General features: G+C 62.5%; 24 protein-coding genes, 1 tRNA gene and 1 pseudogene. 15 read left to right on the top strand and 11 right to left on the bottom strand.

Annotation, left to right across the window (positions count from 1 at the left end; all coding sequences use genetic code 11):
* Positions 1–206: 206 nt before the first annotated feature.
* Complete coding sequence (locus tag AAFG50_RS31675; protein WP_074076697.1) at positions 207–974, bottom strand: hypothetical protein; 768 nt, start codon at positions 972–974, stop codon at positions 207–209.
* Complete coding sequence (locus AAFG50_RS31680) at positions 856–2,583, bottom strand: ABC transporter transmembrane domain-containing protein (protein ID WP_198046592.1); 1,728 nt, start codon at positions 2,581–2,583, stop codon at positions 856–858. The genes AAFG50_RS31675 and AAFG50_RS31680 overlap by 119 nt, the downstream gene beginning before the upstream one ends.
* A gap of 158 nt (positions 2,584–2,741) precedes the next feature.
* On the opposite strand from AAFG50_RS31680, the gene AAFG50_RS31685 reads away from it, so the two are divergent.
* Genes AAFG50_RS31685 through AAFG50_RS31715 form a run of 7 tightly spaced genes read left to right on the top strand, consistent with a single transcriptional unit; the run spans position 2,742 to position 10,217 of the window.
* The gene (locus tag AAFG50_RS31685) at positions 2,742–3,062 is read left to right on the top strand and encodes a helix-turn-helix transcriptional regulator (protein WP_028176116.1); all 321 of its coding nucleotides are present in this window, start codon (positions 2,742–2,744) and stop codon (positions 3,060–3,062) included.
* Complete coding sequence (gene hyfB, locus AAFG50_RS31690; RefSeq protein ID WP_027548290.1) at positions 3,062–5,077, top strand: hydrogenase 4 subunit B; 2,016 nt, start codon at positions 3,062–3,064, stop codon at positions 5,075–5,077. Before AAFG50_RS31685 ends, hyfB begins: the two co-directional genes overlap by 1 nt.
* Entirely contained in the window at positions 5,068–6,024 is a 957-nt protein-coding gene (locus tag AAFG50_RS31695; protein WP_028176117.1) for an NADH-quinone oxidoreductase subunit H, read from the top strand. The genes hyfB and AAFG50_RS31695 overlap by 10 nt, the downstream gene beginning before the upstream one ends.
* 5 nt (positions 6,025–6,029) lie before the next feature.
* Entirely contained in the window at positions 6,030–6,692 is a 663-nt protein-coding gene (locus tag AAFG50_RS31700) for a hydrogenase-4 component E (RefSeq protein WP_027548289.1), read from the top strand.
* Complete coding sequence (locus AAFG50_RS31705; protein ID WP_011089082.1) at positions 6,689–8,140, top strand: hydrogenase 4 subunit F; 1,452 nt, start codon at positions 6,689–6,691, stop codon at positions 8,138–8,140. The genes AAFG50_RS31700 and AAFG50_RS31705 overlap by 4 nt, the downstream gene beginning before the upstream one ends.
* Before the next feature lie 18 nt (positions 8,141–8,158).
* On the top strand, positions 8,159–9,670 hold the full coding sequence (locus tag AAFG50_RS31710; protein ID WP_028176118.1) for an NADH-quinone oxidoreductase subunit C: 1,512 nt from the start codon (positions 8,159–8,161) through the stop codon (positions 9,668–9,670).
* 13 nt (positions 9,671–9,683) lie between these two features.
* Positions 9,684–10,217: an NADH-quinone oxidoreductase subunit B family protein gene (locus AAFG50_RS31715; RefSeq protein WP_028176119.1), complete on the top strand. Its 534-nt coding sequence runs from the start codon at positions 9,684–9,686 to the stop codon at positions 10,215–10,217.
* 148 nt (positions 10,218–10,365) lie between these two features.
* Here the strand turns inward: AAFG50_RS31715 and AAFG50_RS31720 are convergent.
* A pseudogene (locus tag AAFG50_RS31720) lies at positions 10,366–10,506 on the bottom strand (IS630 family transposase); the annotation flags it as partial.
* 438 nt (positions 10,507–10,944) lie between these two features.
* Positions 10,945–11,265: a helix-turn-helix transcriptional regulator gene (locus AAFG50_RS31725; protein ID WP_011089086.1), complete on the bottom strand. Its 321-nt coding sequence runs from the start codon at positions 11,263–11,265 to the stop codon at positions 10,945–10,947.
* 269 nt (positions 11,266–11,534) lie between these two features.
* Here AAFG50_RS31725 and AAFG50_RS31730 point away from each other — a divergent pair, with 269 nt between their 5' ends.
* On the top strand, positions 11,535–12,269 hold the full coding sequence (locus tag AAFG50_RS31730; protein WP_231166559.1) for a class I SAM-dependent methyltransferase: 735 nt from the start codon (positions 11,535–11,537) through the stop codon (positions 12,267–12,269).
* 411 nt (positions 12,270–12,680) lie between these two features.
* On the opposite strand, the gene AAFG50_RS31735 is transcribed toward AAFG50_RS31730, so the two are convergent.
* The 5 genes from AAFG50_RS31735 to AAFG50_RS31755 form a co-directional block, all read right to left on the bottom strand.
* Positions 12,681–12,756, bottom strand: a tRNA-Lys gene (locus tag AAFG50_RS31735).
* Positions 12,757–12,923: 167 nt separating this feature from the next.
* Positions 12,924–13,520: a Spy/CpxP family protein refolding chaperone gene (locus AAFG50_RS31740; RefSeq protein ID WP_028176122.1), complete on the bottom strand. Its 597-nt coding sequence runs from the start codon at positions 13,518–13,520 to the stop codon at positions 12,924–12,926.
* Positions 13,521–13,716: 196 nt separating this feature from the next.
* The gene (locus tag AAFG50_RS31745; protein WP_028176123.1) at positions 13,717–14,721 is read right to left on the bottom strand and encodes a TRAP transporter substrate-binding protein; all 1,005 of its coding nucleotides are present in this window, start codon (positions 14,719–14,721) and stop codon (positions 13,717–13,719) included.
* Positions 14,722–14,949: 228 nt separating this feature from the next.
* The gene (locus AAFG50_RS31750) at positions 14,950–16,512 is read right to left on the bottom strand and encodes a 2-isopropylmalate synthase (RefSeq protein ID WP_011089175.1); all 1,563 of its coding nucleotides are present in this window, start codon (positions 16,510–16,512) and stop codon (positions 14,950–14,952) included.
* A 451-nt stretch (positions 16,513–16,963) separates the two neighbouring features.
* On the bottom strand, positions 16,964–17,227 hold the full coding sequence (locus AAFG50_RS31755) for a hypothetical protein (RefSeq protein WP_028176124.1): 264 nt from the start codon (positions 17,225–17,227) through the stop codon (positions 16,964–16,966).
* Positions 17,228–17,505: 278 nt separating this feature from the next.
* Here AAFG50_RS31755 and AAFG50_RS31760 point away from each other — a divergent pair, with 278 nt between their 5' ends.
* Both AAFG50_RS31760 and AAFG50_RS31765 read left to right on the top strand, forming a co-directional pair.
* Positions 17,506–18,738, top strand: coding sequence for an SMP-30/gluconolactonase/LRE family protein (locus AAFG50_RS31760; RefSeq protein WP_028176125.1), 1,233 nt, complete (start codon positions 17,506–17,508; stop codon positions 18,736–18,738).
* 130 nt (positions 18,739–18,868) lie between these two features.
* Complete coding sequence (locus AAFG50_RS31765; RefSeq protein ID WP_028176126.1) at positions 18,869–19,990, top strand: D-alanine--D-alanine ligase family protein; 1,122 nt, start codon at positions 18,869–18,871, stop codon at positions 19,988–19,990.
* Between the two features lie 83 nt (positions 19,991–20,073).
* Here AAFG50_RS31765 and AAFG50_RS31770 read toward each other — a convergent pair whose 3' ends face one another.
* Both AAFG50_RS31770 and AAFG50_RS31775 read right to left on the bottom strand, forming a co-directional pair.
* Positions 20,074–20,718, bottom strand: a complete 645-nt coding sequence (locus AAFG50_RS31770; protein WP_011089179.1) for a hypothetical protein — start codon at positions 20,716–20,718, stop codon at positions 20,074–20,076.
* Positions 20,676–21,215, bottom strand: coding sequence for a hypothetical protein (locus tag AAFG50_RS31775; protein ID WP_311996474.1), 540 nt, complete (start codon positions 21,213–21,215; stop codon positions 20,676–20,678). The genes AAFG50_RS31770 and AAFG50_RS31775 overlap by 43 nt, the downstream gene beginning before the upstream one ends.
* Positions 21,216–21,469: 254 nt before the next feature.
* On the opposite strand from AAFG50_RS31775, the gene AAFG50_RS31780 reads away from it, so the two are divergent.
* The 5 genes from AAFG50_RS31780 to AAFG50_RS31800 all read left to right on the top strand — a co-directional run bounded on the left by AAFG50_RS31780 (position 21,470) and on the right by AAFG50_RS31800 (position 26,333).
* Positions 21,470–22,573: an FAD-dependent oxidoreductase gene (locus AAFG50_RS31780; RefSeq protein ID WP_028176127.1), complete on the top strand. Its 1,104-nt coding sequence runs from the start codon at positions 21,470–21,472 to the stop codon at positions 22,571–22,573.
* 254 nt (positions 22,574–22,827) lie between these two features.
* On the top strand, positions 22,828–22,950 hold the full coding sequence (locus AAFG50_RS31785; RefSeq protein WP_256380425.1) for a hypothetical protein: 123 nt from the start codon (positions 22,828–22,830) through the stop codon (positions 22,948–22,950).
* A 98-nt stretch (positions 22,951–23,048) separates the two neighbouring features.
* Complete coding sequence (locus AAFG50_RS31790) at positions 23,049–23,924, top strand: branched-chain amino acid ABC transporter permease (RefSeq protein WP_028176128.1); 876 nt, start codon at positions 23,049–23,051, stop codon at positions 23,922–23,924.
* 1 nt (position 23,925) lies between these two features.
* Entirely contained in the window at positions 23,926–24,852 is a 927-nt protein-coding gene (locus tag AAFG50_RS31795; RefSeq protein ID WP_011089184.1) for a branched-chain amino acid ABC transporter permease, read from the top strand.
* The gene (locus AAFG50_RS31800) at positions 24,852–26,333 is read left to right on the top strand and encodes an ATP-binding cassette domain-containing protein (protein ID WP_028176129.1); all 1,482 of its coding nucleotides are present in this window, start codon (positions 24,852–24,854) and stop codon (positions 26,331–26,333) included. Before AAFG50_RS31795 ends, AAFG50_RS31800 begins: the two co-directional genes overlap by 1 nt.
* Positions 26,334–26,339: the final 6 nt, after the last annotated feature.

Raw genomic sequence — 26,339 nt, forward strand, 5'->3', positions numbered from 1 at the left:
CTAGCGAAGAACGTCCGCGGGATCGCCGTCAAAGTGATGTTGACCGAGCTTGCTCAGAGCGCTTCGGTCTTGCCGCATAAGGATTCGTTCCCGTCGAGCCAATGAGGGGAGACAGAGTCGGTGGAAAACGGCTGGCCGACCTTCCGGCCGACCACAACGCCGCGCCCACGGCGCAACGTCATATGCGCGAGGCCCGGTCCAGCATCTCACCGCGGCACTAAGGAGATATCAACCGACGGGCGCAGTTCGGCGCAGACCGCAAGCACCTCGTGGATATCGCTGGCGAGGAACTTGTCGAACGGAGTGTTGTCGCCTACCGAGGCCCCCCCGATTATGGGGAAGGCCTGTTGCTTCAGAATATAATCAAAACGCGACGCCCACTTGCGGGCGCCGAGCCGCGCCGTGGTCGAGCAATTGTCGACCATGTATGACACGCCCTTATGGCTCATATAGGGATTGAGCGAGTCGACCGCCTCGATGATTGATTCATTGGCGATCTCCGAATATGGATGGCCGTGGTCCTTTAGCACATCGACCTGCGCCATCATGCAGGCTAGATAGACGCCGGCGGTTTCCGGATTGACTGGCGCATAGTTGCGCTCCTTATCGACGCGCACCTTATCGCCGACGGTCCACATTTCGGTGGTGTCGATGTTACGCATCGGATAGATGCCGTGGCGCCGGGTTGCCTGTATGACGCTGCGCACCTCGTTGCCCGAGGCAACGTCGTCGTAGATCTCCTCGAGAATCTCACGGCACGGATGGTACGAGGCGTTGTAGGCGGCGCGGAACGCCGCCTTCTCCTTGTCCTCAAGCTGCTCGTACACCGCCTTCAGACCGGAGCGCGAGATCGTCTTACTGATAGGCCCGGTGATCGACTCCGCGGTGTTGAGGAAGGCGCTGTCCTTCGACATTCCCTCCCCGACAAACCGCTCGTAGAGACTCTCCGCGATGCCATGTACAGCGCCTAGCAAAGCGCGTGGACTGGCCCTCGCGGCCCGTCAGATTGTCGACCGCCGCCATCGCCTTCAGCGTGCCGATCCCCGTGACGCTTTCGACGAGGAAGGACTGGTTCTCCGCGCCGCGTTTGAATTTCTCGTCGAGACGGGCGCGCAGCGGCGGCGTCACGATCACCGAGATCGCGACATAGAGGGGGATCGACAGCGTGACGACCAGGGTCAATAGCGGACTATAGGCGTACATGACGCCGAAGAAGACGATGGTGAAGAAGAGATCGATCACCACGGTGACGGCATTCGAGGTCAGGAACTCGCGAATGCGGTCGAGCTCGCGCACGCGGGCAACGCTGTCGCCGACACGGCGTGCCTCGAAATACGACAGCGGCAGGTTGAGAAGATGCCGGAACAGCTGCGCCGAAAGCTCGCTGTCGACGCGATTGGTGGTGTGAGCAAACAGCCAGTTGCGCAGCGCCGACAATCCGGTCTCGAAGATCAGCACCGCCGAGAGCCCTACCGCCAGCACGTCGAGCGTCGTCAGCGACTGGTGGACGAGCACCTTGTCGATGACGAGCTGAAAGAAGATGGGTGAAATCAGTCCCATCAGTTGCAGGAAGAAGGACCCGATCAGCACGTCGCGCAGCGGCCCGCGGTATTTCACGAGCGCAGGAATGAACCAGCTGATGTCGAAGGGGCGCGTCGCCCCCGCCATCAGCTCGCGCGTCGTCATGAGCAGCAGCCGTCCGGCATACCGGCCGCCAAAATCGTCCGCCGACCACACCTCGGGGCGCCCGCCATTGCCGCGCTGGATCAGGAAGCGCGATCCAGCCGGCTGCTGGTCGATCTTGAGCAGAACGACGGCTTCGCCGCCCTCCAATTCGGCGAGCGCAGGTAATGGGACCTTGTGAAGCGCCTCAGTGGCCGCAGGCTTCACCTTGGCGACGATCTTCAGCCGCCTGGCGATCCGGGCGAGGTCCTCAAGCTGGTACCGCTCGCCCGGCGAGCCATGGTCGTGAGCGATCTGACCAGCGTCGGCCGGGACCCCAAGGAATTTGGCTACCAGAATGAAGGAAAGCAGCGACGCCGGAAGATCAGGATCATTGCCGCTCGTTATGTCTGCAGTCTCGTCAGGCGCTTTCGCAATCGCAATGGTCATGACCCAGACTTCACACCCAGCCAGAACAGCCTGAATCCCAACCGGGAACCATGCAGGATTTGCCTGGTCCCGCGACTCGCGCAACAGATTGAGACAACAACTTAACCACGGATAACACGATCGCTTACATCTAACGTTGTTCAATGGGCAAGCCAAGCCCTCGTTCGTCGCCCCAGACGAAGGTCGAGGTGGCCATACGATCGGTCCGGCGGCGCGGTGGAGGCGCGGCAACGCGAATGTCGAGGTCAGGAACAATCGCGACGATACGCGGCGACCTGCATCGATCGTCCGGGCCATTGTGGGCCCGAGCCGTTCGACGACAGTATCGCTGCGGGTCGCAAACATCTTGTGATGCAGGCGGTCGTCAGGCCCGCCCCCGACGGCGCCCTGGGTGGCGCGCAAACCGGCACCGCCCGCGACGACAACCTCAAACGTATGGTCGATGAGCTCGCACGCGGGTGCCGAACTCATATTGGCTCCCGACGCATCAGGATTGGATGCCGACAGCCCGCGATGACATTTCGTTTAGATTAGATGTTTTAACTATCATATATTGACATTATAACATGACTAGTTACGATAGAATGATGACGTTTGGTGTTCGTTCGAATCGGGTGGTGGGGCGATCGATGATCACAGCGGCTCAATTGCGGGCGGCCAGGGTGCTCCTCGGCATCGATCAGCGACGGCTCGCAGAACTGTCCGGGCTTTCAGTGCCAACGATCCAGCGCATGGAGGCGAGTGAGGCCATGGTTCGGGGCAATGTCGATTCGCTGGTGAAGCTGATTACAGCTCTCGACACCGCCGGCATTGAGTTGATCGACGAAGGGGCTGTCAGTAGCGCCGAGGGGCGCGGGGTGCGGCTGAAAGTCAATTCCGGATCGGCAAAAATCTATTTGAACAATCAGATAGAGAACAAAGCATCAAGCGGAATGAAGGCGCGCAGGTAATGTCGGCTGTCGTTTTGCAAATGCTGTGTGTTGCCGGAATGCTTGGATCGGCAGTTCTGGCGATTGTTCTGAGCCGCTCAACGATCGCCACGACCATCATCTACGGCGCGACATTAGCCGCGTCTGCGATTGCGTTGATAGGATCCATTCACTGGTTGCTGGGCGATACCGCGAACGCCGCCGATCTGATTCTGCCAATCGGATTGCCGTGGCTTGGCGCCCATTTCCGCCTCGACGGACTGGCTTCGTTCTTTCTCGTCGTCGTCAATCTCGGAGGGGCATCGGCAAGCCTCTATGGTCTCGGCTACGGTCATCATGAGGAGGCGCCGCAGCGCGTGTTGCCCTTCTTCCCCGCCTTTCTGGCAGGAATGAATCTTGTGGTGCTGGCGGGTGATGCGTTTTCTTATCTGCTTTGTTGGGAATTCATGTCGCTCGCGTCCTGGGCGCTCGTCATGGCGCACCATCGTGAACCGGGCAACGCGAAAGCCGGTTACGTCTACCTCGTCATGGCGAGCTTCGGCACGCTCGCCCTGCTGCTAGCCTTCGGCCTCTTGGCGGGGCCGGCGGGAGACTACGAATTTGCCGCCATTCGCACGGCTCAACATACGCCCTACGTGGCCACGTTGGTGTTGATCCTGATGTTGCTCGGCGCCGGTTCAAAGGCCGGCCTGGTGCCGCTGCACGTCTGGCTGCCGCTCGCGCATCCCGCGGCGCCGAGCCACGTCTCGGCGCTGATGAGCGGCGTCATGACCAAGGTCGCGATCTACGGCTTCATTCGCGTGGTATTCGATCTCCTGGGACAGCCGAGCTGGTGGGCGAGTGTGATCGTGCTTTCTCTTGGCGGCCTCACTGCCGTAATGGGGATCTTGTATGCGATGATGGAAAAGGACCTCAAGCGCCTGCTCGCCTACAGTACGATCGAAAATGTCGGCGTCATCTTCGCAAGCCTCGGCCTTGCATTGGCCTTCCAGGCCAACGGCCTGAAACTACAGGCCGCGCTCGCGTTTGCGGCGGCTCTGTTTCACGTTCTCAATCACTCCTTCTTCAAGAGTCTGCTTTTCTTCGGCGCCGGCGCCGTGCTGACCGCGACCGGCGAACGGGACATGGACAAGCTGGGTGGCCTCATTCATCGCATGCCGTACACAAGCTTCGCCGTTCTCGTCGGCTGTGTCTCGATCTCAGCGCTTCCGCCCTTCAACGGTTTCGTCTCGGAATGGCTCATGTTCCAGGCTGTATTGCAGAGCCCGGAGTTGCCGCAATGGGCGCTGAAGATCACCGTGCCTGCGGTCGGAGCTCTATTGGCCTTGGCGGCTGCGTTGGCAGCGGCGTGTTTCGTGAAGGCCTACGGCGTGACCTTTCTCGGGCGTCCGCGCGGCGTGGCGGCGGAAACCGCAGAGGAAGTCGACCGCTACTCGCTTTCGGCAATGTTCATCCTCGCCGCACTTTGCTTGCTGGCCGGAATTCTGCCGGGACTGGTGATCGACGCGCTTTCGCCGATCACGCTACAGATCCTCGGCGGCCGCATGCCGATCCAGGCCAACGAACCCTGGCTTTCGATCGCGCCGATTGCGGAGAGTCGCAGTTCATACAACGGGCTGCTTGTTATGGTGTTCATCGCGATATCCGCTTCAGCGGCCGTCGTCTTTATTCATCGCTTTGCCTCTCGTGCCTTAAGGCGGGGGCCGGCCTGGGGCTGTGGCTTTTCCGATCCGACACCCGCGGCCCAATATTCGAGCGGAAGCTTCGCTCAGCCTATCCGCCGCGTCTTCGGTACGCTCGTGTTCCACGCCCGCGATCATGTCGAGATGCCGCCCCCCGGGGATATCAGGCCAGCGCGCCTGCGAATCGAATTGCACGATCTGATCTGGGAGCGAATGTATGAGCCGATAGCAGGCGCCGTTGGCTTCTCTGCCGATAAACTCAATCGCCTACAGTTCCTGACCATCCGGCGCTATCTCAGCCTGGTCTTTGCGACCCTCGTCACACTCCTTCTGGTTCTCGCGATATGGTCGTGATGTCGGACATTCTTGTGCAAGGCATGCAGATGCTTCTGGTGCTACTGCTGGCGCCGCTGCTGACCGGCTTTGTGCGCAAGATGAAGGCCCGCCTGGTGCGTCGCCAGGGAGCGTCGGTCTTTCAACCGTATCTTGATCTCCTGCGATTGCTCCGCAAGGAAGTGGTGCTGGCGGACAACGCCTCCTGGCTGTTCCGCGTGACACCCTATGTAACCTTCGCCGCGATCTGGGTTGCCGCCGCCCTGGTGCCGACGTTCGCTACCGGCCTCCTCTTCAACTGGACGGCGGACTTGATTGCCATCGTGGCGCTGCTGGGAAGCGCACGCTTCTTTCTTGCGCTCGCCGGGATGGACGTCGGCACCAGTTTTGGCGGCATCGGCTCCAGCCGCGAAGTCATGATAGCGGCGCTTGCGGAGCCGGCGATGCTGCTATTTGTATTTTGCACGGCGCTGATCGCCGGCTCGACCCAACTTTCGACGGTCGCAAATTTCATGGCCTCGTCCTATGTCGGCTTACGGGTATCGCTGGGAATGGCGATGATCGCGCTCATCATGGTGGCGCTCGCGGAGAACGCGCGAATACCGGTGGACAATCCCGCAACGCACCTGGAGCTCACCATGGTGCACGAAGCGATGGTTCTCGAATATTCCGGTCGCCATCTCGCAATGATCGAATTCGGCGCCTTCCTCAAACTGTTGCTCTATGTCTCGCTGATCGCGTGCGTGTTCCTTCCCTGGAAGATAGCAGTCTTCGGTACCGGGCCGTTTTCCTATGCCATCGGCGCCGTCGCCTACCTCGTCAAGCTCGCGGTTGCCGGCTTTTTCCTCGCGCTGTTCGAGACCGCCACGGCGAAAATGCGGGTCTTTCGTGTTCCGCAATTTCTCGGTGCGGCCCTCATGCTGGGCCTGCTCGGCACCCTCCTCCTGTTCGTGTCAAAGAGCTTCTGATGCAGATGCACAGCCTCTCCTTCGACGTCTCGCACACGCTGGCCGGTGGGCTCGTCCTGATCAGCTTCATGATGCTGTACCAGGACAGGCTCTATTCGCTGCTCAACGTTTTTGCGCTTCATGCCCTGGTGCTCGCGCTGTCCGTCGCTTGGCAGGCCTTTGTCCAGGACGCGCCTCATCTTTACATCACGGCTGCAATCGCGCTCGTCTTCAAGGCGATCGTCATTCCGGTGGCGCTGCATCGCATCGTCAAGCAGCTTGGGATACATCGTGACATCGAGTCCGCCGTGGGGATCGGCCCGACCATGCTGGCCGGGATGGCACTGGTTGCCCTCTCAATGGTGCTGATGCTGCGGGTGACCGCGGAGGCCGATCCATTGGCGCGCGAGGATCTCGCTTTTGCCTTGTCGGTCGTGCTGCTCGGACTTCTGGTCATGGTAACCCGTCGCAACGCCGTCAGCCAGGTCGTCGGTTTCATGTCGCTCGAGAATGGGCTGGTGCTGGCCGCAACCGGCGCCAAGGGCATGCCGCTGGTGGTTGAGATCAGCGTCGCCTTCTCGATCCTGATCGCATTCATCGTCATCGGCATCTTCCTGTTCCGGATCCGCGAACGTTTCGATTCCGTTGACGTCTCCGCGCTCGATGACTACCGGGGCGAACGGCGATGAACATAGCTTCCTTCGATTCGGTCGCAGCCATCCTGGTAATTCCGATCGGCTCGGCAGCGCTGCTCGCCGTTCTGCCGGGTTACCGGCTGACGGCACGGTTGAACGTCGTGGCGAGCCTGGCGACATTTCTTTCGGCCCTCTCGTTGTTCGTCATCGAACGTCCGCCGCCGGGGCCGTACGTGCTCGTCGACGATCTCAACATCGTCTTCATCGTGCTCAACACCTTCGTGGGATTCACGACCAGCATCTTCAGCGCCAGCTACATCGCGCATGAACTGGAGACTGGGCGGTTGACACCGGTTTATCTGCGTTTCTACCACGCCATGTATCAGACCATGATGTTCGGCATGAACCTAGCTTTCGTGTCGAACAATATCGGGCTGATGTGGGTCGCGGTGGAAATTGCGACGCTCACCACGGTACTGATGGTCGGCATATATCGTACCCACGCCGCTCTGGAAGCGGCATGGAAATATTTCATTCTGGGGAGTGTCGGCATCGCATTCGCCCTGTTTGGTACCATCCTGGTCTATATGGCGGCGCGTCCAGTCATGGGCGAGGGGCAGGACGGCATGGTCTGGACACTTCTGATCCAACATGCCGCGAATTTCGATCCTGCGCTTCTCAACGTCGCTTTCATATTCCTGCTGCTCGGCTACGGCACCAAGGTCGGTCTGGCGCCGCTGCACGCATGGCTGCCCGACGCCCACGCCGAAGGTCCGACGCCCATATCGGCGGTACTGTCGGGGCTGCTGCTGAATGTCGCGCTCTACGCGCTATTGCGCTTCAAGATATTGCTCGCCGCCAATCCGGCGGCAATCGCTCCCGGCCCCCTGATGGTGACGATGGGCCTGATTTCGCTCCTCTTCGCAGCTTTCATGCTCTACCGCCGACGCGACATCAAACGGCTGTTCGCCTATTCCTCGATCGAGCACATGGGCATCATCGTGTTCGCGTTCGGCATGGGCGGCCCGCTCGCCAATTTCGCAGGGCTATTGCACATGGTGATGCACAGCCTGACCAAGTCCGCGATCTTCTACGCCGTCGGGCATATATCGCAGATCAAGGGCACCCAGCGAATCTCCCGGATCCGGGGCTTGACCGCGACCCATCCGGCGCTCGGCTGGGGTCTGGTAACGGGCGTCGTCGCGATCGCCGGCTTGCCGCCGCTCGGCATCTTCATGAGCGAATTCCTGGTCGTAAGCTCGACCTTCGCACGCCAGCCGCTGCTCGCGATCGTGCTGGTGTTCGGGCTGTTGTTGGCGTTCGGCGCTTTGACGTTGCGCCTGACGAGCGTCGCATTTGGCGAACCTCGAGGCAGCACCAAGTCAGCCGAGGCTTCCTACGTGCCGATGTTTGCCCATCTCTCGCTGGTTCTGATTGCGGGACTCTATCTTCCGGCGCCGCTCGTCACATGGTTCCAACACGTGGCACGCCTTCTTGGATAGTTTGGAGATCAACAGGATATGCCATCGCTGATCGATCTCATGCTGGAGGGCCGCCCGGTCCAACAACACAGCCCGTGGCCGCGAGCTACAGTCGATGCTTCCGTTTGGACATTTGCGGCAAGCGAGCTGGCACATGGACGCTGGAGCCTGCTTGGCCTTTGGGGAGAACCCTCAACGGTGCACATGGCGATTATGGATGGACATACGGCAGAGGTCGCCACCGTCAGCCTGGATTGCCCCGACCGCACTTATCCTTCGGTCGGCAAACACCACCCGCCGGCGCTTCGACTGGAGCGCGCCATCAATGATCTGTTTGGTTTGTCAGCGGAAGGCTTGCCCGACACTCGCCCGTGGTTCGATCACGATTGTTGGGCCGTTCGCTTCCCCTTGGGAAACCGCATCAACGCGTTGTCGAAGGCATCCCCCTATCATTTCCTGCCGGTGGAGGCCGACGGTCTGCATCAGGTCGCGGTCGGTCCGGTGCACGCGGGAATTATCGAGCCGGGGCATTTTCGGTTTACGGCCAGCGGTGAGACTGTGGCCCGGCTGGAGCAACGGCTGGGATATACCCACAAGGGTATCGAGGGGCTCATGACTGGAGCCAATCTTGAACGGGCTGTCCAGCTCGCCGGACGCGTGTCAGGCGACAGCACAGTCGCCTACGCGTTTGCGTTTTCGCGAGCGGCCGAAGCAGCCTTACAGCTTGTCGTGCCCGATCGCGCGGTTTGGCTGCGTGCCTTGCTCGCAGAGCTCGAACGGCTCGCCAATCATCTCGGCGACATCGGCGCAATCTGCAACGACGCCTCCTTTACGCTGATGCACGCCCTTTGCGGCGTGTTGCGAGAGAGCATCCTGCGCGCGTCCGATACCGCATTCGGCCATCGATTGATGCGTGATATCATCGTGCCCGGTGGCGTGACCCGCGACCTCACTGAGGAAGGGAGAAAAATCATCCGGACGACGCTGCATACCATCCGGTTGCGCTTTCCTGCTTTGGTCGAGCTCTACGACAATACGGCATCGCTACAGGATCGTACTGTCGATACGGGCGTACTCAAGGCCGCTCTGGCTAGGCAGTATGCCGTTGGAGGCTACGTAGGCCGCGCGTCCGGCCGCTCATTCGACGCACGCAGGACACTTGGGTATGCGCCGTATGACGCACTGCGCTTCGATGTACCGGTCCTGAACGAGGGTGATGTCAATGCTCGCGTCTGGATCCGCGTGCGCGAAGTTGAACAGAGTCTTTTGCTGATCGACCAGATATTGGACCGGCTTCCCGATGGCCCGCTGGGAACGCATGCGGGGCATCGGCGGGAGGCGCGGGAAGGCATGGCGATCGTCGAGGGATTTCGCGGCGACGTTCTGGTTTGGCTCCGCTTGCGGGATGGCAAGGTCGAACGATGCCATCTGCGCGACCCGTCGTGGTTTCAGTGGCCGCTTCTAGAGGCCGCGATCGAGGGCAACATCATCGCCGACTTCCCGCTCTGCAACAAATCCTTCAATTGCTCCTATTCGGGCCACGATCTCTGAGGAACGGCACCAGATGCGCAAGCTGCTTTTTGAGAGCCTGTTTCGCCGGCCGTTCACCGAGCAAGCACCGTCACCGAACGATGCCGCGGTGACCGAGCTCGCAACTGCCGTTGGTCGCGCGGCACGACGGCGCCTCGGCCGAAGCCTCTCGATACGCGAGGTCGATGCAGGATCTTGCAACGGATGCGAACTTGAAATCCACGCGTTGAACAATGCCTATTACGACGTCGAGCGCTTCGGTCTCCGGTTCGTTGCGTCGCCGCGTCACGCCGATGTGTTGATGGTGACCGGACCGGTGACGAAGAACATGCGCGACGCGTTGGAGCGCACCTATCATGCGACCCCCGATCCGAAATGGGTCGTCGCCGTCGGAGATTGCGCCCGGGATGGCGGCTGCTTTGCCGGCAGCTATGCGGTGGTAGGAGGGGTCTCGCAGGTGGTTCCCGTCGATCTTCATATTCCCGGCTGTCCTCCGCCGCCCACCACGATCTTGCGAGGACTTCTCGCCCTACTCGATCAGGCGGCCAAGAACACCAATTCCATTTGAGGCTGTGGCGGCGCCTTCGGCTATTCTAAGCCGGCGTGATCGCAGGGCGCGTTCAGACCGGGATAGTCCTTACGATGACGCCGATCCTTTTCGCACAGTATCGGGATGACGTTTCCACCGCGTCTAGTCGCGATCCAACGCCGTCGGCCTCATCGCTGGCTCGGCCATCGGCGGCCAGCAAAATCCGTGCGTGCTTGAGCTTGCGGGACGCATGCTTGCCGCCGCCGAGCAGCGCCCTGAGTTCGGTACGCTCGATTCGCCTGAGTTCGACCCGATAGCGTACATTCATGGCGTGCCTCCTCGTTCGAGGCACACACGAACAACTGAATCGGATGGCCGGCGTGAGTCCTGCGGCAAAAACCTTCACGCCCAAGCAGGGGCAGGATCTGGCCTTTATCCCTCTATAGCCGGCTGCATCGCGGGCCCCCGGCCGAAACCGACATGCAGGAATATTTCCGCGTCAGCACGCCGTCGGTTCACCAGATGGTGCTGACGCTGCAGCGCGCTTGCCTCATCAGAAGGCCGCCAAGGACCTCTCGCAGCATCGAGATCCTCGTTGATCCAAAGTTGCTGCCAGAGCTACTCTGCCCCCAAGACCAACCGGTCATAATCAATGTGCAGTGCTACTAGGCGCCTCAAGGCGTGAGAAACCGCTTGCAAGTACGCTTGTCTTCAGCGTTTTCATCATCCTCGATCGAGAAACCCGTCATTCGAATGGCTCGAGGGGTCATCGCACCCGTTCCAAACTCCGCGGCGTAGAGGGCTTGGACTGCTTCATGTTCTTCATTTTCGGCTTCGCGACGTGCTCCCTGAGACGGACGCCTCGACCACCGGCCGAACTCGTAACCCCCGGATTGATCAATTCGATCCCGGCATTCTCCAGGGCAGAAACCAATTTCATCAGAGAATCGACATTCCCACGGATAACTCCGTCACTTGCTTCCATGCGCTGAATGGTGGGGACTGAGAGACCGGCGAGTTCGGCCGTCTGCCGCTGGTCTATATTCAGGAGCGCGCGGGCGGCCCTGAGTTGATTGGCCGTGATCATGAAATGGCGGCCTTCGGCAAATTTCTCATCGAATATATTTACACCATCCAAATTACCGCTTCAAGCATCAATCTAGATACAAAATATATCACCGCCAGTTCTCGCGGGCTTGAACCGGATTGCGGCCAGAAACCTGGGTCGAATTTCTATCGAAGAATACGGGAAATACTATCAACGGCACCCGAAGTGATTGGTTCTTAGCAAATTACATGATAAGAGATGTTTAAAGCATGCGTTCTAATGCCCATATCTTAAGGTCTTTGTCTGCCGTGAAACTGCTGGGGCGTTATCAAGGAACGAACGGACAGATCGACATCGTCGAGTGTTCATGGGATGGAACACGCGTGTACTTCGAGGAGGGCGTAAGGCAAAGTCAGGCCACGCCCGACGGAGAAAGTGTCTTCACCTATGTGAAGCTCATGGACGAACTTCTGTCTCGGTCCGAACAGATCCTCGTCCTGGGTTGTGGCGGCGGAAATCTCGCGACACGGCTGTGGCGTCTCGGCAAGAGATTGACCATCGTCGACATCAACCCGATCAGTTTCGTGCTCGCGCATAGGTATTTCGATCTACCGGACGATCTACCCTGCATCGTTTCCGACTTTCGAAAATTCGTATTCGATGACCGCGCATATTACGACGGCATTGCGATCGACGTCGGTGGACCGGGATTCCGATACGCGGAGGAGTTTGACGCGGAGACCTGCGACGCCATCCGCGCCCGTCTGGCACCGGGCGGCCGGATCGTAATGAACGTAACGGTCGCACACGACATTGATCCTACACCCGACCGGATCGCGGCCAGACTCGCCGGTGAAGAATTGCGGACATGGATCGTCGATGAGCAATTCGTCGAGGATCGCAATGCCGTCATCGCATGCGTCCCCGAGAAGACCTTGGGTTCACCGGCGGCGCTCGATCGCGTGATGCGCCATAGCCATGAACGCTGGGCGATCCGCCGCGGGAGATTGCGAAATCGCGATCTCACCAGTGGATCGCGCTAATGTCGCAGCTTCCGGAAGATCGACGTGGATAACCGGCACTGGGCTCGTCTCCTCCTTGGGGAACGGTTGGACGCGAACTGGGACTCTCTCCACAGCGGCCGCGTAAGCATCGATCTGGAAAACTAAGCGCGGTGGATGGTCCACCCTTTCGCGCCACTGCTTGCCGGCAACAGATCGATCGCCCACGGCGTGTCCGGATCGTCACGGACCTTTGGTTTCGCGCGGAAGCCACGATACCCCTACGATCCGTCCTGCCATCGACGGTTCTCGCGTGCCAGATTCCGGGCCGAGAACATTCAGAGCATCGGCAACTCGCGCATGGCGTGCGACGTGCGACCAAAAAAACGTCGCACGAGACCCATTTTCTCGGCATTGCCGCTTGTAACGTATTGATGAGGAAGGATTTTTAAATGGTGGGCGCACCAGGGCTCGAACCTGGGACCCGCTGATTAAGAGTCAGCTGCTCTACCAACTGAGCTATGCGCCCGAAAGGCGGTGAATGCCTTGCGAGGCCGGTCGTTTAGCAAAGCGATCCGGGTCTGGCAAGCGATGTGGCGCATGTTTTCCAAGGTTCTTCCACAGGCCCAAAAAAGCGAAAAGCCGCTGGATTCCAGCGGCTTCGCCAAGGTTAATCCCTGGAAAGTCCAGGTTGGCTCAGAGCCGGCCCTCGCGATCCCGGTCCGGGCCGCCGTCACGGTCGAAACGGTCGCCATGGAAGTGGTCCATGCCGCGCTCCATCATGCGGTCCATGCCGCGTTCCATGAAGTGGCGGGGCGGGCCGTCCTCGCCGCCGCCGAACGGGCCGCGGTGACGGGTCAGCACGGCGAGGCGCCGCTTCTGGCCCTCGTCCAGGGTCTTGTAGAGGGGATCGGCGGCATCGGCGATCTTCTTCAGGGCCGCGGAGGAAGCCGCCATGTCCTCGGCGCGCTGGCGCAGGCCGGCGACCGGATCCTCCGGCTTGTCGGCGGCGCCGGGGGCGGCACTCATGCGCGCATTGGCGCGGTCGATGCGCAGCTTGGCGAATTCGCGCACGGCGGCCTCGACCGGCGGCCACAGCTTCTCCTGGTCGGCGTTGAGCTTCAGCCCGGCATGGACGGCGGCGATCCGCGCGTCGACGAAGGCGGCGCGGTCTTCCGGGTTCATCCGGACGTGGCGGAAATGCTCCATCCACGGGCGATGAAATTGGGCATAGACCGCGCCCGAGCCGGCGATACTGAGCACGGCGATGGCTGCGATGGTGAATTTCCTCATGCGAACCTCCTCTGGAAGGATGCGCTGAGGATGGGCCCGGGGCATCTGACACGCAAATTACAACTTGGACAGGGAGGGCGTCCTTACGAAGATGTAACGCCTGATTTTTACCTCCAGCCGCAACCGGAAATCATTCGCAACAAAAAATGGGCTTCCGCGCCTGGCACGGAAGCCCCTTCATTCATGCATCCTTGGATCAATTCGTCGTGCTCTTCGATTCCTTCAGGAATTCGTCGATCAGCGGCTGGCCGACGCGGCTCGCGGCGTCCTTGTAGACCGGCTCCATCGCCTTGCGCATCGCCTCGTCCTGCTCCGGCGTGAGCTTGATGATCTCGCTCTTGCCGCCCTTCTTGATCTCGGCGAGCGCGTCGTCGTTCTCCTTCTGCGACTGCGCGTTGTTGAAGTCGGTGGCTTCCTTCATCGCCTTCGACAGCTGGTCGCGGATGTCGGCCGGCAGGTCGTCCCAGAACTTCTTGTTCACGATCACGACGTAGCCGATGTAGCCGTGATTGGTCTCGGTGATGTACTTCTGCACCTCGTGCATCTTCTGGGTATAGATGTTCGACCAGGTGTTCTCCTGGCCATCGACCACGCCGGTCTGCAGCGCCTGGTAGACTTCCGAGAACGCCATCACCTGCGGCAGCGAGCCGAGCGCCTTGAACTGGGCCTGCAGCACGCGCGAGGACTGGATGCGGAATTTGACGCCCTGGTAATCGGCCGGCGCGATCAGCTTCTTGTTGGCGCTCATCTGCTTGAAGCCGTTGTCCCAATAGGCAAGGCCGGTGATGCCCTTGGAGTCCAGGAGCTTGAGCAGCCGCGCGCCGAGCGGGCCTTCCGTCACCTTCCGCAGCGTCTTCAGGTCGGGAAGGATGTAGGGCAGATCGAACACCTCGAACTCGCGGATGCCGAGCGGGCCGAACTTGGAGTTGGACGGCGCCAGCATCTGCACGCTGCCGAGCTGAAGCGCCTCGAGCTCTTCCTTGTCCTTGTAGAGCGTCGAGTTCGGGTAGACCTCGACCTTGACCTTGCCGCCGGTGTACTTCTCGGCGAGCTCCTTGAACTTCTCCGACGCCTTGCCCTTCGGCGTATCGGTGGCGACGACGTGGCTGAACTTGATGATGATCGGCGATTGGGCCGATGCCGGCATGGCCAAGCCAAGTGCCAGTGCCGCGACGGACGCCGCGATCGCGAAGGTGCGCATGATCTCTCCCTGTTGTTATTCTCTTGGGCTGCCCAACGCGGGGCGCCTTATCCAATAGCCGCGAGCATCAATAGCGGCTGGGAGACCGAGCCGCTATTGGCCCTTAGCAGGGCAGCTATTCGCCACCACAACCGGCGTCATTCCGGGATGGTCCGAAGGACCAGACCCGGAATCTCGAGATTCCGGGTTCGCCTCTTCGAGGCGCCCCGGAATGACAAGCTTCGCTTGTCAGCTCGCCGCGGCGGTCGTCACCGTGTCGCGCTGGCGCTTCATGACGATCTTGTTGAGCGCGCCGAGATAGGCCTTGGCCGAGGCCACCAGCGTATCGGGATCGGCCGCGCGCGCCGTCATCGAGCGGCCGTCATGCGACAAACGCACCGAGACTTCCGCCTGGGCGTCGGTGCCTTCGGTCACCGCGTGGACCTGGTACAGCTCGAGCTTGGCCTCGTGCGGAACGAGGCGCTTGATGCAGTTGAACACCGCGTCCACCGGACCATTGCCCTCGGCCTCCTCGATCTTGATCTGGCCGTCGACGTCGAGCTTCATGGTCGCGCGCTGCGGGCCATGGGTGCCGGCGATCACGGTCAGCGAGGTCAGCTTGATGCGGTCGTGGGACGCCGCCATCTCCTCGTCGACCAGCGCCTCGATGTCCTCGTCGTAGATGTCCTTCTTGCGGTCGGCGAGCGCCTTCATCCGCGTGAACGCATCTTCCAGCTGGTTCGGACCGAGCTTGTAGCCCATCTCCTCCAGCTTGTGCACGAAGGCATGGCGGCCGGAGTGCTTGCCGAGCACCAGCGAGGACTGCTTCAGGCCGACCATTTCCGGCCGCATGATCTCGTAGGTGGAGGCGTCCTTCAGCACGCCGTCCTGATGGATGCCGCTCTCATGCGCGAAGGCGTTCCGGCCGACGATGGCCTTGTTGTACTGCACCGGGAACGAGGTCGCCGCCGACACCACCTTCGAGGCGCGGGTGAGCTGCGTGGTGTCGATCTTGTTCCAGTAGGGAAATTTGTCGTTGCGCACGTTGATCGCCATCACGATCTCTTCGAGCGCGGCGTTGCCGGCGCGCTCGCCGATGCCGTTGATGGTGCACTCGACCTGGCGCGCACCGCCGACGACCCCGGCCAGCGAATTGGCAACGGCCATGCCGAGATCGTTATGGCAATGGACCGAGAACACCGCCTTGTCCGAGTTCGGCACGCGCTCGATCAGCGTCTTCATGAAGTGGGTGTATTCCTCCGGCACCGTGTAGCCGACGGTGTCGGGGATGTTCACCGTGGTCGCGCCGGCCTTGATGACGGCCTCGACGATGCGGCACAGGTAATCCATCTCGCTGCGGGTGCCGTCCTCGGCCGACCATTCGACATCGTCGATCTGGTTGCGGGCACGCGCGACCATCGCGACCGAGGTCTCGATCACCTGCTCCGGGGTCTTGTTCAGCTTCACCCGCATGTGCAGCGGCGAGGTCGCGATCACGGTGTGGACGCGGCCGCGCTTTGCGAATTTCACAGCCTCCGCGCAGCGGTCGATGTCGGCGGGATGGGCGCGGGACAGGCCGGCGATGACGGCGTTCTTGGAGCGGCGGGCGATCTCGCTGACCGCCTGGAAGTCGCCCTCGGAGGTGATCGGGAAGCCGGCCTCGATGACGTCGACGCCCATATCATCCAAGAGCTCGGCGACCTCGAGCTTCTCCTCGAAGGTCATGGTGGCGCCGGGGCACTGCTCGCCGTCGCGCAGCGTGGTGTCGAAAATGATGACGCGGTCCTTGTCGGACTTGTTCACGGGGGCCATTACTAGATTTCCTTTTGAGCTTTTGCGCCGTTCAGTGCTGGGCGCTTGAGGTGTCCGGTGATCTCGACCAACCCCTGAGCGCCCAGGCGCGTGGCGCCCAGCCGGCCCTCAGGGGCAAGTAAGAAGAAGGCCGCCAAGAAGGAGGGTGGGCAGCAGCGCGGCCGGGATCGTGGCGGCGGCCAGAGCCACCTCCCCCGAAATCCCATCGATTTGGCCGCGAATCAGCATTGCCAGACCCTTTTGAGCCCTCAAATCCTCGGTCAAAACCGTTGACGGTTGGTTGCCGGGAGGCCCGATGCGCCTGTTTCTAGACGAGAAATGGCCGCAACTGCAACGCCAAAAGATGGTCAGGAAGACTGACCTGATCGGCATCGCGTCGCGTGACGCGCACTTCTGGCTGACGGCGAGTAGATTGCGCTTCGCTCCATCCGAACGACGGAGCAACGTCAAGCTATCCCGCGCGGCGGGCACGGGCCCTGCTCTCCCAGCGATCCAGCATCTGGCCGAGTTCGCCGGTGGCCACCTTCGCAACCGCGTTGGAATTCGCAACTTCGTTGGTGTTGGCGGGCGTCGTGGCGCGCAGCCAGCCCGGCTCGCTGTATTCCCGCCAGCGCCGCGCCTCCGCGCGACGTTTGCGGGAGGCGAGATCGCGGGTGAAATAGCCGGCGGCGAATGCGACGGCGAGCGCAATGACCAGTGCAACAACGGCTAACACAGAGAACTCCGGTATTTGCCCCGCACACCGTTCTGCCAGCATCGCGCGCGAGGTCAAGGCTTGACAGGTCTCAAAACCGGTCCCGGTTAACAGCTCGCGGGCGAGGCGAATTGTCGACTTTCACCTCGCACAGCCCCGCAATGCGGCGATGTTGCGGCGATCTCGCGGCATCGCGCGGAGGCTGCGAACCTGCCTCTCGCAACCTGACGCGGACCAGACTAACCTTCGCCGCGCTCGGCCGGATCAACCGGCCAGCCGAACATGACCGGGAGGACGCGATGACACGCCAGGAGGCTCGTGACCACGAGCCGCGTGACCAGGATGCTGCGCTTTCACGACGAACACTTGTCCGGGGACTGGCGCTCGGCGCCGCGGCCGCAATGGCCGGCCCCGCGCTGGCCCAGACCGGGCCTGCCGCACCGCCGACGACGATCACGACCCCGCCCCGCGATTTCGGCCCCAACGGCGCGCCGACAACCTATTTCTGGGACCCCGACATCATCGCGGTCGATCCGTCCTTCGACGATCTCGCGCAGCCCAACACAGCGATCAAGCGCCTCTACACCGGCGTGCTATGGGCCGAAGGTCCGGCCTGGAGCGCGCAGGGCCGCTATCTGTTGTGGAGCGACATTCCCAACAACCGGCAGATGCGCTGGAGCGAGGACGACGGCCGCATCAGCGTGTTCCGCTCCCCGTCCAACAACTCCAACGGCAATTCATTCGACTTCCAGGGCCGCCAGCTCTCCTGCGAGCACCTGACACGACGCGTGACGCGCTACGAGCACGACGGCACCGCCACCGTGCTCTGCGACAACTACAACGGCAAGAAGCTGAACTCGCCGAACGATGTCGTCGCGCATCCCGACGGCAGCTACTGGTTCACCGATCCGCCCTATGGCGGCCAGTTGTACGAAGGCGAGCCCGACGCCGCGGGCGGCCCGAGCAATTCGGGTGGCAAGCTCAATCCGCGGATCGGACAGCCGGCCGGCTTCACACCGGGCAAGCGCGAGCTGCCGACCAACTGCTACCGCATCGATCCCTCAGGCCGCGTCGACCTCGTCGTCACCGAGGAGCAGGTGCCGGATCCGAACGGCCTGTGCTTCTCACCCGATTTCAAGAAGCTCTACGTCGTCTCGACCGGCAAGGGACCGGGCGACAGCGGCCCCGGCGGCAAGGGCGAGATTTTCGTGTTCGACGTCGGGGCGGACAACAAGCTCTCCAACCAGAAGCGCTTCTCCGAATGCACGATCGACGGCGTGAAGTGCGGCCCGGACGGCGTGCGCTGCGACGTCAACGGCAATGTCTGGGCCTCCAGCAATGCCGGGCGCGCCGTCGGTTATAGCGGCGTGACGGTGTGGTCGCCGGAGGGCAAGCTGCTCGGCCGCATCCGCCTGCCGGAGGTGTGCGGCAACATCTGCTTCGGCGGCCCCAAGCGCAACCGCCTGTTCATGGCCGCGAGCCAGTCGCTCTACGCCGTGTTTACGGCGACGCAAGGCGCGGGGCCGGGCTGAACGGCACAAGCCCTTAATTGCGACACGGCGCCGGCGGTCCTCGCCGGCGCCGAATTGTTTCCATCGCTCCGTCGATGCCTGAACCGGGCAACTGAGGTGACTTCCGGATCGAGCGCGTGATAATTGAGCCATGGCAGACAAAATTCGCGTCGTTGTTCTCTATGGCGGCAGGTCCGGTGAGCATGAGGTCTCGCTGAAATCGGCCGCTTCGGTATTCAGGCATCTCGACCGCACCCGCTTCGAGGTGATCCCGGTCTCCATCGACAAGACGGGCCGGTGGCAATGGAACGATCTTGGTTCGCTCGATCAGGCGCACGCGGCGGCGTTGCCGATCCTGCCCGATGCACCGGAGATGCGGCTCGCGAGGGAACCCGACGGACGCGGCGTCCTCATGCCGATAATGCAAGGCGCGGCCGCCCCGATCGAGATCGACGTTGTCTTTCCTGTCATCCACGGGCCGCTTTGCGAGGACGGCACCGTGCAAGGCCTGCTGGAATTGGCCGACGTCGCCTATGTGGGATCGGGCGTTCTCGCCTCCGCCGTCAGCATGGACAAGGATGTCGCCAAGCGGCTCGCTGAATTCGCCGGCATTCCGGTCGCGCCCTATCGCGTGCTCACCCGCAAGGCCTTCGTCCAGGACCGCGTCTCATCGCTTGCGAAGGCGGTCGAGGGTCTGAGCCTCCCGGTTTTCGTCAAGCCGTGCAACATGGGCTCCAGCGTCGGCATCCACAAGGTCAAGACGCAGGATGCGCTCGAAGCGGCGCTCGACGATGCGTTTCGCTATGACGTCAAGGTGCTGGTCGAACAGGGCATCGACGCGCGCGAGATCGAGGTCGCGGTGCTCGAGGACGAGACGCTGTTCGCCAGCCTCGCCAGCGAGCTGAACCCCAACGCCCATCACGAGTTCTATTCGTACGAGGCAAAATATCTCGATCCCGATGGCGCCCGGGTCGACCTTCCGGCCAGGCTCGACGCGGCACAGATGGAGCGCGTCCGGTCACTCGCAACCCGGGTGTTCGCGGCGCTCGAATGCAGCGGCTTCGCCCGCGTCGACTTCTTCCTCGACCGGAAAACCGGCGAGTTCTGCTTCAACGAGATCAACACCCTGCCCGGCTTCACGTCGATCAGCATGTATCCGAAGATGATGGAAGCGTCGGGCGTGCCGTATGGCGAGCTGCTGAGCCGCCTCGTCGATCTGGCGCTGGACCGGCACCGGCAGCGTCAATCGCTGGAACGGGGTTACGCGAGCTAGGCGCCGGCGCGATCCGCCGGCGCCCGATCCGACCGCCCGATGCTGACCTCAGCCGAGGTCAGCATCGGAGGCGGCACGGCCCGCTAATCATCGCCACGCTTCGGCGGCGCCGGCACAGCGGTCCGATTGGCGGGTACGATCTGCGGCTGGAACGCGAACACCTCGCGGCTGCGGTCGTCCACGAAGACCTTCAGCCAATGCACGTCGTTGTTGCCGTTCGCCTGATTGTCGCCGAAGGTCTCAACGCGGACGAAGTTTTCGAGCCGCCGGCCCTTGCTATCGAGGAATGGCCGGTCGATACGGAAGTAATGGGAGTCGCCATGAACGTAGGCGACGGGCTTGCCGAAGGCGACCACCTCATCGCGCAGCGCAACCAGGAAAGCCTGGAAACCATCCGGATTGGCGTCCGTTTGCGCAAGCGTCTTCGGGTCACGCAACGGCGCGCGGGTTCCGTCCGACTGATCCCAGCCCGGGTCCGCCTGCGAGATGAACATGATGGCCGCGGCGCGATATGTTCTCGCCATCTCGAAGGTCTGCTGCATCCAGAGGATGTTGGCGTTGTTGCGCGCGGCCCATTCGGCGTCGTCCGGCAACGTATCGCAACGATTGTTGCACGATCCCTGAATGTTGAGCGTGGCGTAGACGACGCCCTTCATGATCCAGCGGCGGTTTTCGACGCACCCGGTCAGCTGGTTGTTGTGATCGAGGCACAGCTTGTCATGCTGCACCTGCTGCTTGATCGGCCGCTGGCCAAGGGAATAGTCAGTGCTGAAGAAAACCTTCCGCTCGTGGTCGAGCCTGTCGCGCGAGTTGAACGAGCCGTTCGCCGGCCGGTCGCAGTCGGTCCAGTCATTGTCGCCGGGGTCACCATCGCAGCGGATTTCAAGGCATTGAAATATCCGAGCCCCTGCTGATACAGAGCGTCACTGCACGTCGTGGGAGTCACGGATCCCGGCGTGCCGCTGCCGGCTTTCAGGTCGCCATCATGCACCGTGAAGGCCAGCTTCTGGTCGTTCATGTCGGCGATCAGATTCGGCACGCCGACCTGCGCCTGGAGGTCGGAATATGGCAAATCGCCCCACAGCCCGATGGCATAGGCCCGGCTCTCGCCTCCCCTGCCCCGGTCGTCATCGTCGGCATGCGCGCTGACGATCGAACAAATCGCAAAGCAGGCTGCAAGCACGAGAAAACTCATCTTGCGCAGCCTGCCGTAGACGTCTTCCAACTTCCCTTCGCGAAGTCTCGTCATCGTCGCTCCCCAGAACAGCTTTGGACAGAAGACAGAACAAGGCTCGCCGCAGGCAGCAACGTTGAATTGTCCTGCGCCAGACCCGATCTACGAAAATGAGAAGAAGCCCCACCTGCGGCTTCAAATTGCCGCAGTGAACGTATCCACCGGGTATGACGCCCGCGTGAAACATTTTGAAACACGGCACAGCTGATGAAGTCGCGCGCCGCGGGATCGACAAGGGAGAGAACATGCGCGTTGTGGTCTGCGGCGGCGGCGTGATCGGGGCCTGCGCGGCATATTTCCTGCGCCGCCGCGGCATCGACGTGACCGTCGTGGAACGGACCGAGGTCGCGGCCGCCGCGTCGGGCAAGGCCGGCGGCTTCCTGGCACGGGACTGGTGCACCGGCACGCCGCTCGATGCGCTGGCCCGGCGCAGCTTTGCGCTTCACGCGCAACTGCCGGAGGAGATCTCGGGCGATTGGGGCTACCGGACGATGACCGCCTATAGCGGCTTCGTTGCGTCCGACGGCGACGCGCGCCGGGATGCACCGTCCGCGCTTGGCTGGCTCAGCGACGGCGTCGTCATTGCACAGCGCATCGGCACGGCGGAGACGACTGCGATCGTTCATCCCCGCAAGTTCACGTCGGCCGTGATGAACGCAGCGCTGGCGCAAGGCGCGGAGCATCGCCCCGGCCGCGTCATCGGCATCACGCGCGGCACCGACGGAGCGACAGCCACGGGCGTCGAGATCGATGGCGACCTCATCGAGGCGGATGCCGTCGTGATCGCAATGGGGCCGTGGTCGCTGCTCGCGGCGCAATGGATGAGCCTGCCCGCCGTCTACGGCCAGCGCAGCCCCAGCATCGTCTACGACACCGCCGCCGACGTGCCAGCCGAGGCGTTATTCCTGGAGTGCGAGGAAGACGGCAGCGCAGTGTCGATCGAGGTCTTCCCGCGCGCGGACGGCAGCACGCACGTCACGGCCCTTTCCGACATCGCGCCGCTGCCGCTCGATCCCGCCGCCGTGGCGCCCGATCGCGATGCGATCGCGCGGCTGCAAACCATGTCCGAGCGGCTATCGCCGCTGTTCCGTCCCGAAAGGATCATCGCGCAGCAGGCCTGTTTCCGTCCGGTGACGCAGGACGGCTTGCCCTTGATCGGCAAGGTGCCGCGGAGCGATGGCCTCTATGTTGCGACCGGGCACAATGTCTGGGGCATCCTCAATGCGCCGGCGACGGGGGAAGCGCTGGCAGAACTGATCGCTGAAGGCGCAACGCGGGAGATTGACGTGTCGCCATTCGACCCCGCCCGGCTGACACCGCTCGATCCATCCCTGCTGCAAGCACGCTGAAGCGCTCGCCGACATCGCGGCTCCTCAACCGCCGATTGCTCTCAGCCTTTGATACTCACGCATGCCCGCCGACGGAATCTGCATGCCTGCGGCAGGATCAGTGTCTCACGCCTCTTTTGCCTGCAATTTACGCAGCGCTAGACTTTAGTCCTCTCTCATAATCCTGAACGCAGTTTCACTTGCCGGGGAAGTCTCGGCCGGTATAGTCGCGACACAATGGCTCACAAGAGGCCTGTTCAAAGGGAGAGAACAACATGAAGAAACGACTCTCTGTTGCATTGCAATTGGCGCGCGACACGGCCACGGCCGGCGCGCCGAAGGACGTTGCAAAGGCCGACGTCTGGCTTCCCAGCCTCATCAAACCCATCACAGGCTGATCGGGACTGCTCTCCGGGCGTGAGCTCGGAAGCGTTCACATGCGCTCCATACAGCACCTTCCCTAAAGGAGGCAGCTCGTCTGCCCGGCCAATCATCAATGCGAGCTTTCCAGATCCTGATCGATGGCTTTGCCATCAGCGCTCTCTACGCTCTCGGTGCCACCGGCTTCACGCTGATCTTCGGCGTCTCCGGCGTGCTCAACCTCTCCCACGGTGCCATCATGGTAGCGGCAGCCGTCGCCGCCTGGGCCGCCGCCAGCATCCTGAACGTCGGCACCTATGCCGGCGCGCTGATCGGGGTCGCGGTCGCCCTCCTTACGGCCTTCGCCACCTATTTCGCCGTGGTGAAGCCGATCCAGGATTCCCGGCGCATTCAGAATGAGGAGAAGGAAATCTTCGTCCTTACCGGCACGCTGCTATGGGGCATCATGATCCAGGAGCTGATCGCCTATTTCTTCACCAACAACGCCAAGACCGTGCTGCCGATCGTCGAAGGCGTCGTCGAGATCCTCGGCGTGCGCACGCCGAAGAACGAGATCTTCACCGCGATCGTCTGCTGCCTCGTCATCGCGCTGCTGTGGCTGCTCGTGAACCGCACCCGCACCGGCAAGGCGGTGCTGGCGGCCTCGATGAACCCGCGCGGCGTCACGCTGCTCGGGCTGGAGCTCACCAACATCTACATCGTGGTGTGGGCGATCTACGGCATCCTCGCCGGCATCGCCGGCGTGCTGCTCGGCATGTTCCTCGGCGTCAGCTCCTACAGCGTCGGCCCTCTGACGGCGAGCGCGTTCTCGATCGTCGTGCTCGGCGGGCTCGGCAGTGTCTCGGGCTCTCTGATCGCGGCCTTCGTGGTCGGCTATCTCGAAACGCTGACGGCCTATCTGGTCTCGCCGGCCTATCGCACCATTCCGGCGCTCTTGCTGCTCGTGTTCGTGATGTACATCCGGCCCCAGGGCCTTCTGGGGAGGCGCTGAGATGTCCACCTTCTTCACTTCGCGCCTGTTCTTCGTCTCGCTGGCGCTGGTCGTGATCGCGGCGACGCTGCCGCTTTATGTCTCCGGCTACGTGCTGGGCCTGCTGACCGTCGCCTTCTATTTCGGCGTGTTCGCGATGGCCTGGGACCTGCTGTTCGGCTTCGCCGGCGAGGTCAATTTCGGTCCGACCTTCCTGATCGGCGTCGGCGCCTACACCGCCGGCATCCTCAACGCCCAGTTCGGCTGGTCGGTCTATCTCTGCATCGTGCTCGGCGCGCTTGCCTCGGTCATCGCCGGGCTGGTGCTGGCGCTGCCGGCACTGCGGGTGCGCGGGCCCTATTTCGGCCTGACCACGCTGGTCGCAGTCTTGATGCTGCAAAATTTCATCGTGGTGTTCGCCGACCTCACCGGCGGCGAGATCGGGCTCACCATCCCCGACGTCATCAGCATCAATGCCGGCACGAATTACTGGATCGCGCTCGGCTTCATGACCATCTCGGCCGCGATCCTCTACGGCCTGTCGCAATCGCCGATCGGCCTCGTGCTGCAGGCGAGCGGCCAGGATCCGGTGCAGGCCGGCGCGCTCGGCTTCAACATCGTCAAGCACAAGCTCGCCGCCTTCATCGTCAGCGCCTTCTTCTCCGGGCTGTCGGGTGCGCTCCTGGTGTTCTATTTCGGCACCGCCTCGGTCGGCACCGTCGTCGACGTCGCGGTCGGCGTGAACGTGATCGTCTCGGCCGTGCTCGGCGGCCGGCGCACCGTGCTCGGCGCGGCGCTGGGCGCGATCTTCCTGATCGTCGCCGGGGAATTCCTGAGGCCCACCGGCGAGCTTGCAACCTTCATCGTCTCGGCGGTCGCGCTGCTCGTCGTGCTGTTCTTCCCCGGCGGCTTCCTCGGAGCGGCCCTCTCGCGCGAGGCTCGTTCGTGATGGATATGAGGCTTTCAAACCGGGCCGTGCTGGAAGTCCGCGGCCTGACCAAGCGTTTCGGCGGATTGACCGCGGTGAAGAACCTCGGCTTCGAGGTCAACAGCGGCGAGATCTTTGGCCTGATCGGGCCGAACGGCTCCGGCAAGTCGACCGCGATGAAGAGCGTGATGGGCATCGAGCGCCCGACATCAGGCGAAGTGGTCTTCGAGGGCGAGGACGTCGCGGGCCTCCCCGCGCACAAGATCGCGCGCAAGGGCTTTGGCATGGTGTTCCAGCACTCGCGGCCGCTGAACCGGCAGACCGTGCTGGAGAATATCATGGTGGCGCTGCTGCCGGACAGCCTGTTCATGCTGTTTCCGGACAAGGCGCTGGTCGAGCGCGCCAAGTGGATCGCCGACCGCGTGGGCTTAGGCAACGTCATGAACCGCCGCCCGCCGACGCTGCCGTTCGCTGATCTGCGCCGGCTCGAGCTCGCCAAGGCTATCGCCCGCGATCCAAAAGTCGTGCTGGTGGACGAGCCCTTTGCCGGGCTGACGCGGGCCGAGGTCGATATCTTCTCCGACCTGATCCGCAGCTTCCGCGATGACGGCCGCGCGGTGATGCTGGTTGACCACAACGTCAAGAGCGTCGCAGCGCTGGTCGACCGCGTGCTCGCGATGTATCTCGGCGAGGAGATCGTCACCGGCAGGGCCGAGGACGTCATGAAGAACGAGACGGTGCGACGGGTCTATCTCGGCGGCGCCATCGAGACCCATGCGCGGCCCGAGACCAGCTTCAAGGACAAGGTGCCGCTGCTCCAGGTCGAGAATGTCAGCGTGTTCTACGGCAAGGCGCAGGCGCTGGACAACGTCTCGATCCACGTCCACGAAGGCGAGTTCGTCTCGGTCGTCGGCCTCAACGGCGCCGGCAAGACCACGCTGTTCAACACCATCTCCGGCTTCCTGCCCTATAGCGGCGAGATCGTGCGCGGCGGCGACAGGCTGCGCGGCACCAGCCCGGCCAGGATCGCGCGCAGCGGTCTCGTGCAGTGCCCGGAATCGCGCGAGCTGTTCGGCGAGATGAGCGTGCGCGAAAATCTCGATCTCGGCGGCCAGCATCTGTCCGACGACAAGCGCGCGGCGCAGCTCGCCTGGCTGTTCGAGCTGTTCCCGATCCTGAAGGAGCGCCAGGGCCAGATGGCGCAGACGCTATCCGGCGGCGAGCAGCAGATGCTCGCGATCGGCCGCGCCCTGATGATGCAGCCGCAGATCCTGATCCTGGACGAGCCGACGCTGGGCCTTGCCCCCGTCATCCTCGAGCAATTGTCCAAGGCGCTGACGAAGCTGCGGCAGACCACGTCGATCACGGTGCTGCTCGGCGAGCAGAACGTCACTTTCGCGCTACCGCACGCCGACCGCGTCTATGTGCTCGAACACGCCAGGATCGTCTGGGAGGGCGATCCCGGCCGCTTCGCGAGCGAGGCCGGCGCTGATTTTCTTTAAGTCCGT

Origin of the sequence: Bradyrhizobium sp. B039 (assembly GCF_038965675.1) — a bacterium.
GTDB lineage: Bacteria > Pseudomonadota > Alphaproteobacteria > Rhizobiales > Xanthobacteraceae > Bradyrhizobium > Bradyrhizobium diazoefficiens.

Excerpts from the sequence above, each read along its gene's own strand:
- AAFG50_RS31760 (WP_028176125.1), top strand. The coding sequence starts at position 17,506 with ATGACACGCCAGGAGGCTCGTGACCACGAGCCGCGTGACCAGGATGCT.
- AAFG50_RS31790 (WP_028176128.1), top strand. The coding sequence starts at position 23,049 with ATGCGAGCTTTCCAGATCCTGATCGATGGCTTTGCCATCAGCGCTCTC.
- AAFG50_RS31680 (WP_198046592.1), bottom strand. The coding sequence starts at position 2,583 with ATGAGTTCGGCACCCGCGTGCGAGCTCATCGACCATACGTTTGAGGTT.
- AAFG50_RS31745 (WP_028176123.1), bottom strand. The coding sequence starts at position 14,721 with ATGCGCACCTTCGCGATCGCGGCGTCCGTCGCGGCACTGGCACTTGGC.
- AAFG50_RS31710 (WP_028176118.1), top strand. The coding sequence starts at position 8,159 with ATGCCATCGCTGATCGATCTCATGCTGGAGGGCCGCCCGGTCCAACAA.
- AAFG50_RS31765 (WP_028176126.1), top strand. The coding sequence starts at position 18,869 with ATGGCAGACAAAATTCGCGTCGTTGTTCTCTATGGCGGCAGGTCCGGT.
- AAFG50_RS31780 (WP_028176127.1), top strand. The coding sequence starts at position 21,470 with ATGCGCGTTGTGGTCTGCGGCGGCGGCGTGATCGGGGCCTGCGCGGCA.
- AAFG50_RS31695 (WP_028176117.1), top strand. The coding sequence starts at position 5,068 with ATGGTCGTGATGTCGGACATTCTTGTGCAAGGCATGCAGATGCTTCTG.
- AAFG50_RS31750 (WP_011089175.1), bottom strand. The coding sequence starts at position 16,512 with ATGGCCCCCGTGAACAAGTCCGACAAGGACCGCGTCATCATTTTCGAC.
- AAFG50_RS31725 (WP_011089086.1), bottom strand. The coding sequence starts at position 11,265 with ATGATCACGGCCAATCAACTCAGGGCCGCCCGCGCGCTCCTGAATATA.
- AAFG50_RS31800 (WP_028176129.1), top strand. The coding sequence starts at position 24,852 with ATGGATATGAGGCTTTCAAACCGGGCCGTGCTGGAAGTCCGCGGCCTG.
- AAFG50_RS31785 (WP_256380425.1), top strand. The coding sequence starts at position 22,828 with ATGAAGAAACGACTCTCTGTTGCATTGCAATTGGCGCGCGACACGGCC.
- AAFG50_RS31700 (WP_027548289.1), top strand. The coding sequence starts at position 6,030 with ATGCACAGCCTCTCCTTCGACGTCTCGCACACGCTGGCCGGTGGGCTC.
- AAFG50_RS31715 (WP_028176119.1), top strand. The coding sequence starts at position 9,684 with ATGCGCAAGCTGCTTTTTGAGAGCCTGTTTCGCCGGCCGTTCACCGAG.
- AAFG50_RS31685 (WP_028176116.1), top strand. The coding sequence starts at position 2,742 with ATGATCACAGCGGCTCAATTGCGGGCGGCCAGGGTGCTCCTCGGCATC.
- AAFG50_RS31740 (WP_028176122.1), bottom strand. The coding sequence starts at position 13,520 with ATGAGGAAATTCACCATCGCAGCCATCGCCGTGCTCAGTATCGCCGGC.
- AAFG50_RS31705 (WP_011089082.1), top strand. The coding sequence starts at position 6,689 with ATGAACATAGCTTCCTTCGATTCGGTCGCAGCCATCCTGGTAATTCCG.
- AAFG50_RS31795 (WP_011089184.1), top strand. The coding sequence starts at position 23,926 with ATGTCCACCTTCTTCACTTCGCGCCTGTTCTTCGTCTCGCTGGCGCTG.
- hyfB (WP_027548290.1), top strand. The coding sequence starts at position 3,062 with ATGTCGGCTGTCGTTTTGCAAATGCTGTGTGTTGCCGGAATGCTTGGA.